The sequence below is a fragment of the Edaphobacter modestus genome (assembly GCF_004217555.1).
GTDB lineage: Bacteria > Acidobacteriota > Terriglobia > Terriglobales > Acidobacteriaceae > Edaphobacter > Edaphobacter modestus.
On record NZ_SHKW01000001.1, the window covers coordinates 287,856 to 306,670 of the forward strand.

Here is an 18,815-nt window from a genome sequence, read left to right on the forward strand (position 1 = left end):
CGCATATTCAACTACTATCCTGGGCTTCAACTCGTTAAGTCCGGATTCAATCAAGACGAGCTTATTCATCTGCTTTTATCAGCGTCTAGACGGGCATCGAGAACTTCTATCGAGACAGGGCGCTGGCGTCGATGCCGTCTACGACGAGTGAGGCTGCATGCACCAGGGAGATCTTCGAGCCGAACATCTGGCCGACGGAGATAGCTAGCTTTAGAGCCCGAGCGGCAGGCTTCGAGAAATCGGTGGCAACGACAATCCGGGTAAAGACGATCTCACGTGTGGCGAGGCCAGATTTTGAGCGATCGCTGAAGCTTTGGCGCTTGCAAATTCTGGACTCTAAAAACGAACCTCGCCAGACCAGGGTAACTTCCAGTATCTTGAACTTAGCTGTCTTCCCCCTGCTTATAGTTGTGACGGTCACAGCTTAAGCGGCGCATGACTGGATTATGCAATTATTGACTGCTGATCATCCCGATATGTGCAGCATCATTGGATGCCCGAATCATGGGTCCTTAGTTGTTTAGTCCCGGCATTTGATGGTGCATACTTTTCAGAGCTTGGAAGGAGGCACTATGGGACAGGTTCTACACCGGAGCGCCACAACGACAGCGGCGCTCCGTGGAGCGATATAACATACTCAAGAGAGCCTGAGGGTGCTGGCTCGGCGGCATGGCATCAACCCCAAGGCCGTTGCCAAGTGGAGGAAGCGCGACTCGACTGCCGATCGCCGGACTGGGTCAACCATCCGAAGTCCACCGTTCTTTCGGTTGAGCAGGAGGCCATCCTCGTTGCGTTTCGTAAGCACACGCTGTTGCCGCTCGACGACTGCCTCTACGCTTTGGAGCCCACGATTCCCCAGCTGACCCGATCTTCGTTGCACCGTTGTCTGGAACGCCATGGCATCAGCCGTCTACCCGATGTGGAAGGCGATAAGCCCAGGAGGAAGAAAGCGCTTCTTCTACGACACGCAACAACAACTCAAAGCGCACTTGTCCGACTTCATCGCAGCCTACAACTTCGCCAGCCAACTCAAAACACTACGCGGCCTCACACCCTACGAAGCCATCTGTAATCTCTGGACCCAAGAACCCACCAGATTTACACTCATCAAATGCCGGGACTAAACAACTAGCTGGAGCAGGGCTCTGTACCGGGTCGCTGCTCCAGCTGGATTCTCTACCAGTAACCTGCGTTATGTTTGGAGGAGCGCACACAGCGCCGCAAAAGTAAGGAACCTGTAAGGAGATTCGTGAAAGAAAGGTTTTCGTCAGCTTCTGTATGGAAGCTGCAGCGGCTGATCTGCATAGCCGCTGCATGCTTCACCGCATCTGGATTTGTTGTGTATCAGGCTGCGCTGGCCCAGGAGCATCCGGCGGCCGCATCTGCATCTTCTACTGCCATTGCTAACACGACTTTCCCCATTGGCAGTTCAGATCTGGCGCCTGCAGCATACGTCCACTACCTGCTCGCTCTGAAGTTCGCGACAGACGGAATCAACCATGAGGCACTTCGCGAAGCTGCTGCAAGCCTTCGTGCACAGCGTGAGAGCAATCCCGCGGCCGGTCTTGCATTTCAGCTCATCACCGAGCAACGTCAGGACGTGCATATCAAACTATGTTGCCTAACGGCGAACATCGTGTCGGCGCGTTATAGTGCAGATGGTTCTCGCATCCTCACGGTACTCGATGACAAGACAGTACGCATCTGGGATGCACATACAGGCATGCAGACTGCCGGCCCGATCCCTCACGAAGATGATGTTCTTGCTGCAGCCTGGAGCGCCGACGGGCGCCGGATTGTTACCAGCTCACGCAATGCGACAGTGTATCTATGGACGCAGCTACCGGTCATCCTCTACATGCTCCATTCCGAACAGAGAAGCCCCTTTCCACAATCGCGCTCAGTCTGGATGGCCAGAGAGTGTTAGGCAGTGCTGGGACCCAGGTATATTTGATGAACGTCATGACAGGCGAAGTACTCTCGCCGAAGCCCGCATACCACGACGATATAAACGTCGTTGCCTTCAGCAACGACGGAAAGCACGCGCTCATTGGCACAAACGATGACATCGCGGATCTCCTGGATCCAATTACGGGCAAACGCCTGCATCGTCTGCCGCAGGGCAACGCGGTCTTCAGCGCGACATTCAGCCAGGACAGCCGGTTCGCGCTAACCGGTTCGGAAGATCACACCGCAAAGATTTGGGATACGAATACCGGGGTACAGCAGGGAAGCGCCTTTACGCAGACTGCACCTATCAGCGATGCGGAGTTTAGCCCGGATGCCACGCGTGTGCTGACTTCGTCCTACGATCACACTGCCCGCGTGTGGGATGCACACACCGGCCAGGCGCTTACGCATTTGCTGCAGCATAGTGCGCCACTCATCGATGGTGGCTTCAGCTCTGACGCGTCGCTCGTTTTTACCCGCGGGCGTGATCTGTCAATCCGTGTATGGAGCGCTGTCACAGGTGAAGCCGTGATGCTGCCCATTCACTACACCACCAACCTGAACGGTGCACAGTTTAGCCCGACCGATCCGGTACTGTTGGTCACTATTGGGAGTACTGCCGAAATTTTGGATATGCCTCCGAGCGATCTCGCGCCGGGGTGGTTAGCCGATTTGGCAGAGTTCTCAGGAAGCCGCTCACGCTTTGCTCAATTTGGCCCGCCAGATTCTTCAGGGATAGAGAAACTCCGTGCCAATCTGCTTGCATCCCAAGCGGACGATCTATGGACGCGGTTCGGTAAGTGGTATTTCTTGGCACCGAGCCAGCGCGCGGTATCGCCCTGGAGTAAGCTCTCGATGGAGCAGTATATTGATCAACTTATTGCTTCAAATACAAAGGAATCGCTCAGTTATGCCCGAAAGATTGCCTTTGAGCATCCAGCATGGATGGTGAAGATTGACGCCGCACAGAAAGCTCTCTCCGCCAGAATATCGCTAACTCATTAGCTGACAGTCGGTGATGAGGCTAAAACGGTCCACTCACATAAGTGAACCGCGGATATGTCATTCAGATCCTGCCGGCCCGCGTTTATGTTAATAGAGTGCGTTCCCTCTCGGTGGAAAGACACAAGGAAGCAAATGTCTGATGGTCATCTTTGTGCTTATATCCCGGACACTTCAGCAGGAACTTCGTACGGGTTTTATGTGCAATAGTCCGGGATTTAAGCGCAGTGACAATGCAGTTGAATCCCCGGAAAAAGATTGAAAATAAATAGTGTGATTCCCAGAATTGAGTGCAGTGTGACACCTGTAAGTTCACAACTTTTTGCAATTTGTTGCGTCGTTGTGACATATCGCCCCGGGTTTTCGCTTATTCTTCAATCCGATGGAAGTGGGCGCTTCTCCTAAAACGTACGGGGCGCCTCTCCGAAAGCGCGCCTATGTTGAAGTTTCAAGTTCGACGTTGGTCCGAACGCCCACGCATGTTGGTGTTCATGCTGGGAGTTATGTTGCCCGCCGCCGGGTTCATCGTGGCCGGTGCATCGTATCTTAGGAACATACAGCGCAACAAGGCCATCGAGGCTGTCATTCAACGGGAGCATCAACAAGTCCTGGCTATCGCCGAAAAGCGGATTGATGCCCGCGCTTATGATATCGCCGAGGAAGCCAGGGCGAAATTTCCCGATGTGAACCAGGGCGACAGACTCGAGGCTTTCCTGGTGGCACACCCAGACATTGCCCATGCGGTGCTGTGGGCTGGGAAGGGCCACGTTCAGGGTCAATCTCAGCCCGCTCGGATGAACGAACCTGCATTTGGTGAAGAAGGCAAGGAGTTCTCATCCATGATCGGGCATTGGTTTGATCCGGAGTCGGAGTCCAAAGACTGGATCGCCAAGCTGAAGAAGATGGAGGCGAAAGAAGGGAAGCACGTCTACCTTACGGACAATTGGGTATCCAGGGGTGACAAATGGCAGTATCAGTCTCTGGTTCTATTCGTACCTCGCGGTTCGACTGCGGAGCATCCCGCTCTGGCAGGGTTTGTCTACGATACCGACTATCTGAAAGACAAGTTTTTTCCGCAAGCGCTTAATGACGTGCTGCCAAATCAGAATCAAAACGATACCCATCCTCAACCAGTGATCATGGTAAGGACTGTAAAGGACCACGCTCCTTTGGCGACTTCGCTGCGTTGGGATGGAGGTTCGCCTGAAGTAGAGCGTAGTTTTGAAGGGGTCTTTCCCGGACTGGTTTTGGGAATTAAGCTGCGCGGGACCACGATTGCGAACATCAGCAATCACTTTGTGCAGACAGCCTTCCTTATCCTCGGGGCGCTTTCGCTGCTGATGGGTGGAGGGATGCTACTCACCTATCGAAACGTTGCGCGCGAACTTGCACTGGCGAAATTGAAATCCGATTTTGTCTCTAACGTCTCGCACGAGCTGAGAACGCCTCTGGCGCTCATCCGCCTTTACGCAGAGACGCTGGAACTGGGACGCATCTCCAATCCGGGAAAACGCCAGGAATATTACGAGATTATTCGCAAGGAGAGTGAGCGGTTGACCTCCCTGATCAACAATATTCTGGACTTCTCTCGTATCGAGTCGGGCAAGAAAGAATACAGCTTCCGCGAAACTGATGTGGCTGATCTGGTGCGGAGCACGCTGGAATCTTATCGTTTTGAAATCGAGCAGGACGGGTTCCAGTTCGAACAGAAGATCGACAACGATCTGCCACAAGTGTGGGTCGACCGCGAAGCGATTGCGCGTTCACTGCTGAATCTGGTGAACAACGCGGTGAAGTACTCGGCGACAGAAAAATACCTCGGGGTAAACCTCTACCGGCACAATGGCGGCGTCAATCTTGAGGTCGTCGATCACGGAATCGGCATTTCCGCGAAGGAGCAGCCCAAAATCTTCGAGAAGTTCTATCGAGTGGGCGATCCACTGGTGCATAACACCAAGGGGAGCGGACTGGGGCTGTCTCTGGTGCGCCACATCGTGCAGGCTCATGGAGGTGAAGTTGCAGTTGAGAGCGAGCCCGGCCAAGGCAGCAAGTTCATCATTACTCTGCCGGTGCAGACTGCAGAGGTCCAGCAGGCGAAAGGGATGTCGGCATGAGACAGCAAGAGAAGGCGAAGGTAACAGAAGCACCGAGACCAGCGAAAATTCTTGTCGTGGAGGACGAGCCCAATATGGTGGCTGGACTTCGAGACAACTTCGAGTTTGAAGGCTACGAAGTGATTACAGCGGGCGATGGGATCGAAGGCCTTCGGCGAGCGCCGGAAGAGTCTCCCGATCTTGTGGTCCTGGATGTCATGATGCCCCGGATGAGTGGACTGGAAGTATGCAAGCAGTTACGCGCTCAACGCGGTTCCATCCCGATCATCATGCTAACTGCCCGCGGCCAGGAACTGGACAAAGTGGTGGGCCTCGAACTGGGCGCGGACGACTATGTGACCAAGCCCTTCTCAATCCGCGAGTTGCTTGCGCGAGTGAAGGCCGTTCTGCGACGCACGGCAGTGGTTCCCAAACATCAGGATCAACACTCCTTCGGTAATGTGGAAGTCGACCTGCGCCATCACCGAGTGCTCAGGTCAGGCAAGGCTCTCGATGTTTCCTCCAAAGAATTCGAGCTGTTGAAGTATTTCATCTGTCATTCTGGTGAAACGCTGAGTCGCGATCGTCTTCTGGAAGAGGTTTGGGGATACGAGAATTACCCAACGAGCCGGACGGTGGATACGCACCTGGTGCGTCTGCGCCAAAAACTTGAGCCCGATCCCGAACAACCACAGTACTTTCTCACAGTGCATGGAACAGGTTATCGGTTCGTCGGTTAGAGCAACGATCAGAATCTAAAAGGGGTGGAGTATGAACGACGGTCGAGTATTACCAGGAAGTGAAGGTAAGTTCCGGACCAACGTCGGGCGCCGAAATTACAGCATACCCCAATCCGCGATCGTGGCGTCGATGCCGCCACCGCCATCGAGTGTGCCACGGGACGAGGTGGACACACTCCTGCGAGAGAAACTTGATCTCCATTCAGAACTGTTCGAGGCCGCACAGATCCAGCGCAAACTAAGCGGCCCGCGTGAGTTTCGCCACGGCAGTTTACAGTTCGCAAGCGAGGTATTCGCGGCTCGCTTTATCTCAGGGGATTTCACAACGTTTTTGAAAAGCGGTTCCCAGGTTCTTATGGCGCATGGAGACATTGCCGGTAAAGGTGTTGCGGCTGGGATGTGGTTCACCAATCTGGCAGGACTTTTGCAATGTTACGGCGATCCTTATTCCGACCCTGCAAGCATCGCGTCGGAAATCAACCGCCACCTCTGCTATCTGCGGCCGGTTGCGCCATTCGCCACGGCCTTTCTCGCTCGGATTGACTGCCACCTTGGAGGACTGACCTACTGCAATGCCGGCCATTTCCCGCCAATAGTGCTTCGCGCGGATGGCCGGACTGAATTGCTTGAGAGGGGCGGCCCTCTGTTGGGTGCTATCGAACGCGCGAAATTTGACTTGGGCGAACTAATTCTCGAACCCGGGGACACGCTTGTCGCATACTCAGATGGTGTACTTGAATGCCGCAACACTTCAGAGGAAGAGTTTGGATTGGATCGGATACTAATGGCATTACGACACGCCAAATCGCCATCCGCTCCAGCCACGCTCATGATACTCCTTGCCACTCTACAAGACTTCGCGAATGGGAGTCCGCTTTGCGACGACGTCAGTTTGACAGTGATTCAACGCGACGCTAAATGCCAACATCCGACAGCACTTGCTGGATGATTGAACAAGGTGAAGCCCCGCTTCACGCAACGGGAACATCGTCGTAGGTCGCCTCTCCCCCTTTCGGCGAAGAATGTCCGCGCGGCTGTTTACACAGACGCGGGAGAGGAGTCCTCGACCATGACAACCCTGTTTCTGCCTTCGCGTTTGGCGCGATAAAGGGCGGCATCGGCGTGCCGGAGCAGGCTCTCGGAGGATTGACCATCCCGGGGGAAGATGGCCGCGCCGATGGATACCGTGACGCTACTGTACAGATCATTGTCGAGTTCCGTGCGCAGGTTCGCGACCGCTTTGCGGATCACCTCGGCCCGGTGGAGGGTGGCTTCGGGAGTGATGTCGGGTAGGATGATAGTGAACTCTTCGCCACCGTAACGGCAGATCAGATCTTCGGTTCGTACGCAGGCGCTGAAGGTATGGGCGATCTCTTTGAGAACGGCGTCTCCGGCAGAGTGGCCGAACTGGTCGTTCAATTTTTTGAAGTGATCGATATCCATCATCAGGACGGAGAGAGCTCCCTTGCGCCGGCTGGCGCGCGCGAGTTCGCGTTCGAGAGCGATCTCGAGGAAGTGACGATTGAACAGGCTAGTGAGTCCATCGCGAATGGACTGGTGCTCCAGCTTCTTTCGCATTTCGAGGGAAGCAAGCGCCATTGCGGTGAGCTGGACGAGTTGGCGAACACCTTCCGTGCGACTTTCAACGATCTCCCTGATCGCTTCGTCGGGACAGCCGATGTAGAGGATTCCGATCGTGTCGCCATGAGCGACGAGGGGGACGCAGAGATAACAGCGAGGAGCGGATCCGATGAAGTGGTTGCAGTCGATCTGCGAGGCTCCAGGAGCATGCCAGCGAAACTGTCCAGAACGCAAGCCGCAACAGGTCTCGGGCGGAAAAATCTCGGCGATGCCGGAGTTGGTGTCGTTTGCGCTCCAGCTGGATACAGTCTCGACCATGTTTCGAGAGCTGTTGATGATGCAGAGGGAACCGTTGGTTCCGGAGAGCAGCTCGGAGAAACGGAATGCTGCGGAGCGGTGGACCTGGGGGGCATCGGTGCAGAGCTGCAGATCGTCGCGGGCGAGGGACAGCAGCTGCACCTCGCGCCCATGGTTCCGGAGCGAGTGAACGCTGTTGCTGAGCTCCTGATTTGTCCTGGCCGCGGCTTCGACGACCCGGCCACGTAGGATCGCGTCACGCAGCAGAAGGCTGAAGAGGACGATCATGGTTGAAAAGCAAATGCCTGCTAAGCCGAGCTCGGTAAGGGTTGAGATCTGGGATCTGCGCTGCGTGGTCTCATCTCTTTGCTTAAGCAGTTCCTGTTCCTGCCCTGCCATCAGAGAGAGTGTCTGCTGGCAGTGCAGGACATGCGCCTCGGCATGCACAAGGTCCGGAGGATTCGTGCTGAGATCGTGGAGAAGTGCGGTAGAACAGGTATCCAGCTCGTTGAGATTGGAGGTCTGGTGGGTGTTGTCGGCAACCAGGCTTCGCAGGCGAGTGGCGCGCGTGCGGAGTTGAATCGTATTACGACGCGAGTTGGAGAGCTGAACTTCATCCTGCGTAACCCGATAAAATCTGCTGCCGGATTCGGTACGCTGCGTCAGGTCCGAGGCGGTCTGAATAGAAAGCAGAACCTCCCGTGTGTGTTCGGCCCATCGGCCCGCAGAGATAAGGTTCTGCGTGTTCCGGAAGAGAAAGATCGCGCCTCCTGTGGTGAACAGGACAGATCCCAGGGCAGCAAGCAGAATCAGCTTGATAGCAGCGGTCGATTTGGGGAGTTTATCCATGCAGTGATCCGCGGCCCTCGGAGCTTTCGGAATGACGAACGTGTGGTTGCATCAGGGAATCAAAAGGGGCCTCAAGCCGGTTCGCCGATCAAGCCCGGTGGGTCCCCTGAAGGAGTCCAGCGATTGCGGGTGGGTGACGTAGCGGAGGTAGAAGCCAGCACGGCTGTTGATGTAGCTGCGTGAGTTGTCGACAGTGAAGAAGCCGCCCACATGCCAGTGCTCGGTCATCAGGTAGGAACCTTCCGCCTCCATGTTGTAGTTGGCTCCCACGCTGGTTCGTTCGGGCAGGTAGGGATTGTTGTTCGCGATCTGCAGACCGGGGTCGAGCGGGTAATAGGGTGCGGCGTCTTCCTGAAAGGCCTGCAGACCGATGGATCCGGCGGCGCGGTAGTGGAATCGCGTGCCCTGATGTCCTTCGAAGGTAATGGGAACATTGCTGAGCAGGTAAGCTCCGGGCGAGAAATATCCTCCATTGCCATAGGTGAACAAGCGCTGATTGTTGGCAAAGTGCATGCCGAAGATATTCATTCCGAGGGTCAGCTTGCCGTATTCCGGTCTCTCCCAGGTGGACCAGTAGGCTCCGGCGTAACCGTCGATTCGGGTGTTAGAGCGGATATGCTGGCCGGTGATGTATTGTCCCCCGCCGGCGATGTACCAGCCTGAGGATGCGTCCCCACGATTGACCTGGATGGAGCCTGCATTGGCGATAACTCCTCCCCAGATATATCCGCTGTTATTGGGGGAGATGGAGCCGGGATCGCGGAGTCCGGCGTAGGAGAGCTGTGAGTCTTCGATCGATTGGCGATCGAAGGTGACGGTCACGGGGCCGGCGTCCGGCTGGATAAGAAGTCGTCCGGTGACGTTTTCAACCAGGAAGCCGTGGGGGGCGTGTAGCCGATCGCGGCCCCGAAGCTCCGGGTCCTGAGCTGCAGTTCGCCGCCGACTCCCGCAGAGGATTGGGCATTGGCGACAGCTCCGACGGGAAGGGTTCCAAGCTGGAATGTTGCGTTCGAGTCGGTGATGCCGCCCTGCAGGAGGGTGGGATGAACAATGACCGAGAGCCGCGCTCCATTGGCGATCATCGAAGACTGTTCAATGTCGGCGGTGAAGATGGTGAGGCGATCGTAGCCAGGCTGCCCGCTATGGAAGGCCACCCAAGATCTTCCGCCCAGATAAGGGCTCGATGCTGCCTGGATGGCGTCAAGATGCTGTTCCATATCCTCGCGCGGGCTTAGCTGGCGTGGCACGACGACGGCAGAGCCGGTAAGAGGAGGCAGAGCCTCGGCGGGTGCGGGAGGAGACGTGAGCATAGCGACGGATCGAGGGCTGTCGAGGGTGTCGACGCCCTGTGTAGAGCGCGGTGGCAGCCATGCGTTGGAGGATCGGGCGGCCCCACGCTGGTCAGTCGGTAAGGGGTCCTCTGTCGCGAGAGAGGGAAGAGCGGTAGCACGACTGGCTGAGGTGTTGGTGGAGGAGGATGCCGGCCGAGAGTTGTTGTGGCGCGCGGGAGGCTGTTCGATCGCATCGAGCTGGGAATCGCTGTCGGTGTCGTCGCTGCCGAACGCTGGATGCGTGCTCGATGGCGTGGACTTTGCGGATTTGTTCGGCTTGAGGGGCTGAAGAGTGCCGTCGTTGTCCGAGAGTGAGCCGGTTGGCGAGGAGCTCCAGTCAAAGCTATCTCGATTTACACGGGCCGGTCTACGCGGACTTGGAGGAGCGAGAGGCGCTTCCGTCTCTGAGGGCAGGTCGGAGAGATCGGATTCGTGGCTGCGGAGGGAGGAGGAGCGCGTGGGCCAGAGCGTCTGCCGGTCGTCCGGATTGCCTCTTCCTGAAGAGAGGGTTTGACCAGATGCATCGGCTGAAGAGCTGAGCATACGGAACAACTCCTGCGCGGCCGGAAGCTGAGATGCGCTGGAGTTGCGGGCTTTCGATGAAGTCAGCTCGTACTTGCTCTCGGGCTGACCGGCGGCCTGCAGGGCGGCACGATAGTATGCGGCGGCACGGCGGGAGTCGCCGCGCTGCTGTTCGAACTCGGCGGCGAGCTGGAGGATCTGGGCGTCGCGTCCGAAACGGCCGAGCGCGGTCTGCAACCAGGCTTCGGCCTGCTTGCGATTCCCGGCGGCGAGAGCAGCGCGGATGGCCGAGGCGCAGATGGCTCTGTCGGCCTGCGAGATATCGTCGCGCGCATAGAGCAGCACAGCGTGCTTTGGTTCGCCGGCCTCGACGTAGGTGTCTGCGAGAGCGTCATTCACCGAGAGGTCGGAGGGGAAGGCGCGGAGTGCTGCGGAGAGGATGAGCACCGCGGCCTGCGGCTTGCCTTGCAGCCGCAGTTGTGTGGCGCGTTTGAGAGCCCAGCTCGTCCACAGATGCGAGAGATCTTCCTGCTGATCCGAGGTTAGATCGTCCTCGCTGCTCAGCTGCTGGATGATATCGGAAAGTCGCGTGTTGGCGCCTGCCTGCAGATAGAGCCAGCCTTCCTGAATTTGGACTGAAGCGGGAGGCACGATGCCCTGCTCGCTGTAGATGTCGTTGACGCGATCGATAGCGGCTGTTGCGCGACGGTTGTTTCCCGAAGCACCGTAAACGGCAGCTGTGGCTTGCAAGTAGTCAGGGTTGTCCTGCAAAGAAGAGCTGATGTCCTCAGGCATCTGCTGGATCTGCCGGAGGGCTTCACGATCGTGACCAGTCGCATGAAGTCCCTGGAGATATCCGATCCATGCCTGCTTCGAATCTGGATGCTCATCGGTAATGCGCTGGTAGAGCTGCACGGCCCGGTCCTTGTCGCCGTGTGCTATCTCGACGGAGGCGAGTTGGAGTTGCAACGAAAGAGAAGGATGAATCCGGAGCGCACGCTGGAGAGTCGCGCGCGCCGCGTCGATCTGGGATTGCGACTGATAGATGCCGGCGAGCATCGACAAAAAGTCAGCGTCGGTCTGGGTTGCGGAGGAGACCTCCGGGGGCATCTGCTGGAAGGCACGGAGCGCTTCCTCGTCGCGGCCTCCGAGGTGTTCGGCGATGATCACTCCGCGCCAGGCGTCGGCATTGTCGGGATCGGCGTCGAGTACTCTTCGGTAGCTGCGGATGGCGTTGTTATAGCGTTTGGCCGCCATCATCAGGGAGGCGTACTGGAGCTGTTTCGGGGCGGAGGTCTCGCTGCCGTCACTGGTCTGGACTAAACCAAGGGCGCGGTTGAGAATGCGGTCTGACTGGGCCCGCTGGCCGTTCTGCGATTGCGAAAGAAAGAGAGCTCGCCAGGCGGGAAGAGACTTGGCATCGAGTCGGACGGCCCGCTGCGTTCGCCATCGCCAGCAGAACCCCACCCACCTCGAAGGTGGAGGCCTGGTTGATCGTGGCCCACAGGCGCTCGTCCGCGGGGTCCTCACACTTTGCTGCGTAGTGGCCGCGGAGATGGATCTCGAGCGTGTTCTGCGCGGCGATAAGATCGGCGGGCACGGGAATGTCGGCGGTCAGGTCGGATGCGTCGGACTTTCCGGCGTCGGGCGGCATGACCAGGTTGGTGAGGGAGGTGTCGTTGAATGAAACGGTCAAAAGGCTTCTCTCGGGGATCATGCCGGGAGAGAAGCGATAGTGCAGATGCAGCATGCCTTTCTGAGCGACCTGCGATGCGCTGAGGATAAACGGCGTCCTCGCCGACGCATCCCAGCCTCGAAGGGTGATGCCGTTGTTGTAGCCAGCGTCGCGGAGAGAGATGGTGCTCTGAAAGGTGCGCAAGGGAGTCGGCTGCGGAGGACGCTCAGCGTGGAGCTTCGCCGAAGCAAGCGGGAGCAGGCACAACAGAAGAGCAGCCGTGATCTCGGCTTCGCGGCTCATCAGCTTCGCCTTGCGGCTGGGAATGAATCCTGTGAAGGAGTAGCGGATCCCCCGGACCGAGAACCGGATTATGGCAGCGAGGCTCTTCAACGGGCGGTCGCGAGGATGATCTTCGGTGAGCCAGGAGTCCGCGCGCGAGTAGAGAACCAGCGTAAGCGCCTCTTCCTGTTCGAGCGTGAGCTGCCTGTATTGAAAGCGCAGGCTGGTGCCGTTACTGCTGACAACCTTGGCGGGAAGCACGATCGGATCGCCGCCGGTGTAGATGATGTCGATCAGGCGCCCTGCTCGAGCGTGGTGGCCTGTTCTAGGCTGATGGCTCCGCCTCCGAGTGAGAGATCGGAGGAGATTCCGGAGATGGCTGCTCCGTTCAGCGTACGGATGGAGACGATCATGCTGCGGTTGAGGCGCACGCTGCCTCTACGCTGTTGAGCCTCCACGGCGACGGAGTTGGCCGTGCCGATGATGACGCAATTGAAGATGATCCAGAAGACGTTCATCAGGACGGCGCCTTTGTGGTCGGCGTTAAGAACAAAGAATCTCCAGGGGGCCACGGCAAGGCCGAGATAGTTGAACAGAAGCATAACGCCGTAGGGCCTTGCGATGGTCTTATCGAAGTACCGGTTCTTGACGACACCGCCCTTGGCGGTAACGTTGAATTTGCCCAGTTTTGGGTTGGCCAGCGCTAGCAGTGTCGGACCCAGAATGTAGGGCGCAAGTACGGTCTCGTAGATCTCGTTCCAGAAGGAATAGCGATACTTTCCCTGCAGACGAGAGTTGGTCAGGGTAGAAAGAACGAGGTGAGGAATGGCATACGCGGCGATAGTGATCCACAAGCCCGGAATGTTGCGCAAGCCGAAGAGCATGTAGACCAGCGGCGCGGTAAGAAAGATGAGCCGCGGCAGAGCATAGAGGAAATGCACCATCGCATTGAAGTAGCAGAGCCGCTGGGCGAGCTTGAGACCGCGCGCGAACAGGGGATTGTCCGTGCGCAGGATCTGGATCATTCCCCGTGCCCAGCGGATGCGCTGGCCCACGTGTGCAGAAAGGCTCTCCGTGGCCAGACCCGCAGCCTGAGGCCGGTTGATATAGGCGGTATTCCATCCCCGCATCTGCATACGCAGGGAGGTATGCGCGTCCTCGGTCACCGTCTCCACGGCGATCCCGCCGATCTCATCGAGCGCCGAGCGGCGAAGAACGGCGCAAGAGCCGCAGAAGAAGGTCGCGTTCCAGAGATCGTTGCCATCCTGCAGCAGCCTGTAGAACAACTCGCCCTCGTTGGGAACTGTTCTGTAGCTTCCAAGGTTACGTTCGAACGGGTCCGGGGAGTAGAAGTGATGCGGTGTCTGAAGCATGCCGAGTTTCCTATCTTTCAGGAACCATCCGGCGGTGACCTGGAGGAAACTTCTTGTCGGTACGTGGTCGCAATCGAAGATGGCGACCAGAGGAGAGGTCATGCGCTTCAAGGCGCTATTGATGTTGCCCGCCTTGGCATGCTTATTATCGGGCCGGACGACGTAACCGATGCCAATGTTCTCGCAGAAGTCACGAAACTCCGGCTGGCGACCATCGTCGAGGAGATAAACGTGCACCTTGTCGCTGGGGTATCGATATTGATGGAGGCGAGCGCCGTAGAGCGAACCACGGAGAGAGGTTCGTTATAGGTGGGGATCAGAAGATCCACGTCAGGCCACTCGCCGATGTCATTCGGAAGGGGTGCCGGTGGCCTTCGCAGCGGATAGATCATCTGTATGAAGCCGAGCAGCAGGATTGCGAAGGCGTACATCTCGGCCGCGAGCAGGAGAAACATGAAGAACAGCTCTAAGACGCGCAGGTTGCTGCTGGGATCGGTGACGACCTCGTAGACCTGGGTGACACGCCAGACGGCGTAGCGGCAGGTGGTCAGCATCGACGCGACGATGAGCATCAGCGTCGCGACATAAGCCTGAGAGAAGGTATAGAGCGCGAGACCGATGAGGAGGGTCAGCGAACCTACGATCGCCTGTTGCTTCCAGTCGAAACGCAGTGTTACGCACTGGAAGGCCAGCACGGCGACGATGAGGTAGAGAATGGTTCGTCCTGTCCGTCCTGCAATACTTTCACTCGCTCCGAGGTGGCTCCATAGCTCACTCGCCTTCTTCATTGCTCACTCCACCGCTGATGAGCGCTTGAGGGCGTAATCGGTCTGGGAATCTCGAGCCAGTGCGCGATCTCGCTACACACCGCCGCGGCTTGGGACTTCCGAGCGAAGAAGGGCAGCACGATTCCCTCGGAGAGAGACTCCTGGATCTCCGCCTGACGGTAGATTGGCTTTTTGAAGAGTTGATCGCCGAGCAGCTGGTTCAGGCTGGCATAGACGGTCTTCGCAAGCGGAGATTCGTCCATCTGGTTGACGACATACAGAACCCGGTCAGGGGGATTCTTAAACGTGCCGAGAAGTGCTGTTACTGCCTCGGCGTATCTCACCGCAGAAGGGTCCGGAACTAGAGGGATCAGGAGAACCTGGCACTCCTGGAGGCAGGTCGCAAGTTCCTGGCCGGAGACTCCGCTGAGATCGAACAAGATATAGTCAGCTGGATCGGTCCTGAGATGGTCGTCCATCTCGGGAATTGCCGGATCGTTCGGGTCGCGGGCGAGAATGCGGACAGGGAGCTCCTTTCCTCCGGGAGCGAAAAACGAGCGCATTCCCGGGCGGGTCGTCGTGGCTCCATAGTGAAAGGCGAGCGTGGGCCACGGAGCGGCATCGACCAGCAGCACCCGTTTGCCGTGCTGCCACAGGATGCTTCCGAGGCTAGCGGCAAGCGTACTTTTGCCTGCGCCTCCCATGGGGGAGAAGATTCCGATCCGGACATGCTCCGGACGTGAAGAGTCGGCCACGACCGTCTCGGCTTGTTCCGGCGGTTTCGGGCTTCGGTGACGGCCGAAGGTCCTGTAAGACGATTGGTCCAGACGAAAGCCAGAAAAGAGGGCGTTTACATCTCGATTCGGCTCTGGATCTTCAGACTTCGCAGATGGCTGGTCGGGATGATTGGGTCTCGGCAAGCTACCTCCCGCACACGTGAGGTCCCTGAACCGGCTGGGTCACACGAATTTTGGTTACTAAAGATAACATGGGTAACCATCCCCAAAAACCGCCTAGAAAGGGCTATTGACAGGTAACATTCGGCTTGAATTTGTGGGAAAGAAATGGATGCCAAGTTGCGTCAAGAGTTTCGTCGGTGCCGGTCCGAGGAAGACTGTGCCAGGGATTCGCTGGCAGAAACTACACCTATTCGCATTCCCTGCTGTCGCATACTCGCGGCTGAGGTGTGAGAGAAAGCCATCCCCCTTTGAAGGCTGTTGTGGCGAGTCTCCTGCCGGCAGACCTGCTTCTGGTATTGCAAGGAGCTCATCGCGGGACCGCGCGGAAGTAGCGATTCAACGAAGCCACACTCATGTGAACGCTTCTGGCAAGTCTGTCGGCAGAGAAGGGCTCGCGGGAAGTGAGCACGAATTTACCGACAGACGGAGCAATCTTGGCCGTGCGGCCATGTTCTCCACCCGCCGCACCATCAGACCGTGCTCTCCCCGCAACGTACGCCACATCGGTGAGCCGTTGGTCTAGAGGCTGTTAGTAACTTTAGTTCTCATGTGTAGGAAGGCAGTGATTGTGTTGTTGTCATCGCGCAGCATAGTTGGATGGGGAATAAGGGTCAGGTTGGTTATCCGAGCGATGTGAGCGATGAGGAGTGGTCGTGGCGCCCTATCTGGCGTTGTGCCGGGAGGACGCTCGGCAGCGGTCGCACCGTTTGCGGGCGGTGTTCAACGCTCTGCGCTGGCTGGTGAAGACTGGGGCGCACTGGCGGATGATGCCGAACGATCTTCCGCCGTGGCCGGTGGTGTACCAGCAGACGCGGCGCTGGATGGGTGCCGGATGCTTCGAGATCATGGTGGAGGACCTGCGCTCTCTATTGCGCGAGTTTGCCGAGCGCAAGCCGCAGCCCACGGCGATGGTGGTGGACAGCCGGACGCTGCAGTCCACGCCGGAGTCGGGGGCGCGGGCTGGATACGATGGCGCAAAGGAGCCAAGGTGCACGCTGCGGTGGACACCCTGGGCAACCTGCTCGCCTCGCATGTCACCGCCGCCAACGAGCAGGACCGCGCCCAGGTGGACAAGCTCGCCGAAGCGGTGCAGCAGATCACCGGAGACCACGTGGAACTTGCCTACGTCGACCAGGGCTACACCGGAGAAACCGCGGACAGCGCGGCCGCCCGGCACGGCATTCAACTGGAGGTGGTCAAGCACACGGAGGCCAAACGGGGCTTCGTCCTGCTGCCCCGCCGATGGGTCGTCGAGAGAAGCTTCGCCTGGGCCCCGCGATTCCGCCGCCTGGCTAGAGACTACGAACGCCTCTCCCAAACCCTCGCCGCCTTCCACTACTTCGCCTTCGCCTGCCTCATGCTCAGCAGAATCTTCAAAATACTCAACTGAAGTCATTAACAGCCTCTAGGTAGCATAACCAACTAGCTGGACCGCCGGCGGCCTGCAGGTGCCGCTCACTTTCGTTGGGGGAGGGAAGGTAGAAGTCAGAGTTGTATGAGGATGTCCGGGATTCCGACAAATCGCCATCTCACCTGAACATCTTCAGGAGAGGTGTACTCAGGGGAGACATCCTTTCACTGATTCTGGTGCAAACTTCGCTAGAGTGTGTGAATCGGAAGCGATTGAAGAATTTCTTGATGGGGTCAAGCAGCGAGAACATCTGCCCAAACGTCAGGATAAGCTACGGGTCTGCACAGCAAGTTTCGGTCTTGAACAAATCGCTTGAACCCGAGCATCGGCCGAATCCGCTGTTTGATTCGGCGATGATCCTGCTCCACAACATTGTTCAGGTATTTGCTGGACCGTATCCCAACACGGCGTGCTCTCGTTCCCGCTGATTTCAACTCCGTCATGGCTTGATGCGAGGCCGCATAAGCATCGAGTGTAATAACCCGTGGTGTTCCATGCTTCTTCATCGCCTTGTTTATCGCCGTTCCACTCTAACCGCCATCAGAATTTGCACCAGAACCAGTATTTCTCCTAACGCACTTTTAGTGCGTACTTCCTATTAACTCAGTATGATGGGGAGCTCCGGGCTGTGTAATTGCACGGAGGGCGCAGATGCGCTTTCCGCTGCTTCACCGAAGATGGCACTGTCCTCGACGAAGGGCAGGATTATCGCGGTCGTCGCTGCAGCCAATCCAGTCTGGCGATGCCGTCGAGAGTTCGTAATAACCGCTCTCGCAAGCTCAGCCGAGTGGGTGGTAGTCCGAATGGATAAAATGGCAGCATGATGCGGAGTAAGAAAACATGTGAAGGTCCATGGCACCTGCTCGATGTTGGCAGCATTTGGATGAAAGAGTTCGCTTCCGCATTGGCGGAACAGGTTAAGGTCATAGCTTGGGAGCCTAGATTTGAGATACTAGGAGCCTTTAACAATGCGACGAATATAGTGGAGTTAGCTGATCCTCCCTTGCGACTTCGTTCATTCGTGCAGCAGCGTGGCTACGCTCGGCCCGTTGTGAAGACCCTCTTTCCCTACAGACGTAAAGTCCTCAGGCATTTGCTGGATCAGACACCATTGCCGTCGTCTGCAACGCTCGTCTGCACGACCCCCTACTATGCGGACGTTGCTGAACGTTGGCAAGGGCCGATTATCTATTACTCGACAGATCTGACTTGGCGTTATGAAGGACTTGACCCAATCCAAGTGAAAAAGCTGGATCGGCGACTTTTCCACGTGGCTGATCTCGTATGCCCTAACTCGCAGCGGATTGCGGATTATTTCACGGAGGAAGGATGTAATCCTGACAAGGTAGTGATCGTACCAAATGCGACCCGACGCAGTAACGTTCCAGATATGATCCGTGAAGATCCCGAAGAACTGCCTCCGGATGTGCAAGATCTCCAAAGACCAGTGCTGGGAGTTTTAGGAGATCTTTCCGGCAATATGGACTGGATATTCATTGAGAAGGCGATCGAGCTTACGCCAAAATTTTCCTGGCTCTTCATTGGTCCGACACATCGAAAAGTACATGACCCCCTTCAGGACGCTGCTCGAACCCGGGTAATGCAGACTGCAAAGTTCATCGGCATGAAGCCTTACGGCGAGCTGCAAAGATATGCCAGATGCCTTGATGTCGCCGTGCTCCCCTATTTGAAGAAAGAACCTACGTATTCGGGGAGTTCGACGAGATTCTACGAGCATCTTGCCGCAGGTAGGCCAATGCTGGCGACGAGGGGTTTCCATGAATTGCTCCAGAAGCAGGGGCTGTTATACCTCGTGGATACTGCTGAGGAACTGGCGGAGGGCACGGAACGTTTATTAGAACTCGGCTTTCGTGATGGACACGAAGCGGATCGTTTTTCAGCAAGTCGGTACGGAACCTGGAGTTTTCGAGCGCTTACGATGCGCAATGCTCTTAGCGCAATCCTCAGCGACTAAAGCGGAGA

General features: G+C 57.3%; 14 protein-coding genes and 3 pseudogenes. 9 read left to right on the top strand and 8 right to left on the bottom strand.

Annotated elements, in window-relative coordinates:
* Window positions 1-106: 106 nt before the first annotated feature.
* Window positions 107-421, bottom strand: coding sequence for a universal stress protein (locus BDD14_RS34170; RefSeq protein WP_130417229.1), 315 nt, complete (start codon window positions 419-421; stop codon window positions 107-109).
* Window positions 422-572: 151 nt separating this feature from the next.
* Between BDD14_RS34170 and BDD14_RS01235 the strand changes: the two are divergent.
* The 7 genes and pseudogenes from BDD14_RS01235 to BDD14_RS01260 form a co-directional block, all read left to right on the top strand.
* Window positions 573-949: pseudogene (locus BDD14_RS01235) on the top strand (transposase family protein); the annotation flags it as partial.
* Window positions 897-1,124 (top strand): hypothetical protein, encoded by a 228-nt coding sequence (locus BDD14_RS34985; protein WP_479724024.1) that lies wholly within the window; start codon window positions 897-899, stop codon window positions 1,122-1,124. The pseudogene BDD14_RS01235 and the gene BDD14_RS34985, both read left to right, overlap by 53 nt.
* Window positions 1,125-1,249: 125 nt before the next feature.
* Window positions 1,250-1,927, top strand: coding sequence for a WD40 repeat domain-containing protein (locus tag BDD14_RS01240; RefSeq protein ID WP_165419862.1), 678 nt, complete (start codon window positions 1,250-1,252; stop codon window positions 1,925-1,927).
* 35 nt (window positions 1,928-1,962) lie between these two features.
* The gene (locus BDD14_RS01245) at window positions 1,963-2,955 is read left to right on the top strand and encodes a WD40 repeat domain-containing protein (RefSeq protein ID WP_165419863.1); all 993 of its coding nucleotides are present in this window, start codon (window positions 1,963-1,965) and stop codon (window positions 2,953-2,955) included.
* A 434-nt stretch (window positions 2,956-3,389) separates the two neighbouring features.
* Entirely contained in the window at window positions 3,390-5,066 is a 1,677-nt protein-coding gene (locus BDD14_RS01250) for an ATP-binding protein (protein ID WP_242617648.1), read from the top strand.
* Window positions 5,063-5,785 (top strand): response regulator transcription factor, encoded by a 723-nt coding sequence (locus tag BDD14_RS01255; RefSeq protein ID WP_130417232.1) that lies wholly within the window; start codon window positions 5,063-5,065, stop codon window positions 5,783-5,785. Before BDD14_RS01250 ends, BDD14_RS01255 begins: the two co-directional genes overlap by 4 nt.
* Before the next feature lie 31 nt (window positions 5,786-5,816).
* On the top strand, window positions 5,817-6,734 hold the full coding sequence (locus BDD14_RS01260) for a PP2C family protein-serine/threonine phosphatase (protein ID WP_242617649.1): 918 nt from the start codon (window positions 5,817-5,819) through the stop codon (window positions 6,732-6,734).
* Between the two features lie 89 nt (window positions 6,735-6,823).
* Here the strand turns inward: BDD14_RS01260 and BDD14_RS01265 are convergent, their stop codons facing one another.
* The 6 genes from BDD14_RS01265 to BDD14_RS01290 all read right to left on the bottom strand — a co-directional run bounded on the left by BDD14_RS01265 (window position 6,824) and on the right by BDD14_RS01290 (window position 15,382).
* Window positions 6,824-8,512 (bottom strand): sensor domain-containing diguanylate cyclase, encoded by a 1,689-nt coding sequence (locus tag BDD14_RS01265; RefSeq protein WP_130417233.1) that lies wholly within the window; start codon window positions 8,510-8,512, stop codon window positions 6,824-6,826.
* A 51-nt stretch (window positions 8,513-8,563) separates the two neighbouring features.
* The gene (locus BDD14_RS01270; protein ID WP_207231658.1) at window positions 8,564-9,334 is read right to left on the bottom strand and encodes a cellulose synthase subunit BcsC-related outer membrane protein; all 771 of its coding nucleotides are present in this window, start codon (window positions 9,332-9,334) and stop codon (window positions 8,564-8,566) included.
* Window positions 9,331-11,625: a tetratricopeptide repeat protein gene (locus BDD14_RS01275; RefSeq protein WP_130417235.1), complete on the bottom strand. Its 2,295-nt coding sequence runs from the start codon at window positions 11,623-11,625 to the stop codon at window positions 9,331-9,333. Before BDD14_RS01275 ends, BDD14_RS01270 begins: the two co-directional genes overlap by 4 nt.
* Window positions 11,626-11,671: 46 nt before the next feature.
* Complete coding sequence (locus BDD14_RS32765) at window positions 11,672-12,583, bottom strand: cellulose biosynthesis cyclic di-GMP-binding regulatory protein BcsB (protein ID WP_130417236.1); 912 nt, start codon at window positions 12,581-12,583, stop codon at window positions 11,672-11,674.
* Window positions 12,584-12,615: 32 nt separating this feature from the next.
* Window positions 12,616-13,932, bottom strand: coding sequence for a glycosyltransferase family 2 protein (locus tag BDD14_RS01285; protein WP_130417237.1), 1,317 nt, complete (start codon window positions 13,930-13,932; stop codon window positions 12,616-12,618).
* Window positions 13,933-14,479: 547 nt separating this feature from the next.
* Entirely contained in the window at window positions 14,480-15,382 is a 903-nt protein-coding gene (locus BDD14_RS01290; RefSeq protein ID WP_130417238.1) for a nucleotide-binding protein, read from the bottom strand.
* Window positions 15,383-16,018: 636 nt separating this feature from the next.
* On the opposite strand from BDD14_RS01290, the pseudogene BDD14_RS01295 reads away from it, so the two are divergent.
* Window positions 16,019-16,811 (top strand): annotated as a pseudogene (locus BDD14_RS01295) (IS5 family transposase).
* A gap of 326 nt (window positions 16,812-17,137) precedes the next feature.
* Here the strand turns inward: BDD14_RS01295 and BDD14_RS01300 are convergent.
* Window positions 17,138-17,338 (bottom strand): annotated as a pseudogene (locus BDD14_RS01300) (DDE-type integrase/transposase/recombinase); the annotation flags it as partial.
* Between the two features lie 314 nt (window positions 17,339-17,652).
* On the opposite strand from BDD14_RS01300, the gene BDD14_RS01305 reads away from it, so the two are divergent.
* The gene (locus BDD14_RS01305; protein ID WP_130417240.1) at window positions 17,653-18,807 is read left to right on the top strand and encodes a glycosyltransferase; all 1,155 of its coding nucleotides are present in this window, start codon (window positions 17,653-17,655) and stop codon (window positions 18,805-18,807) included.
* Window positions 18,808-18,815: the final 8 nt, after the last annotated feature.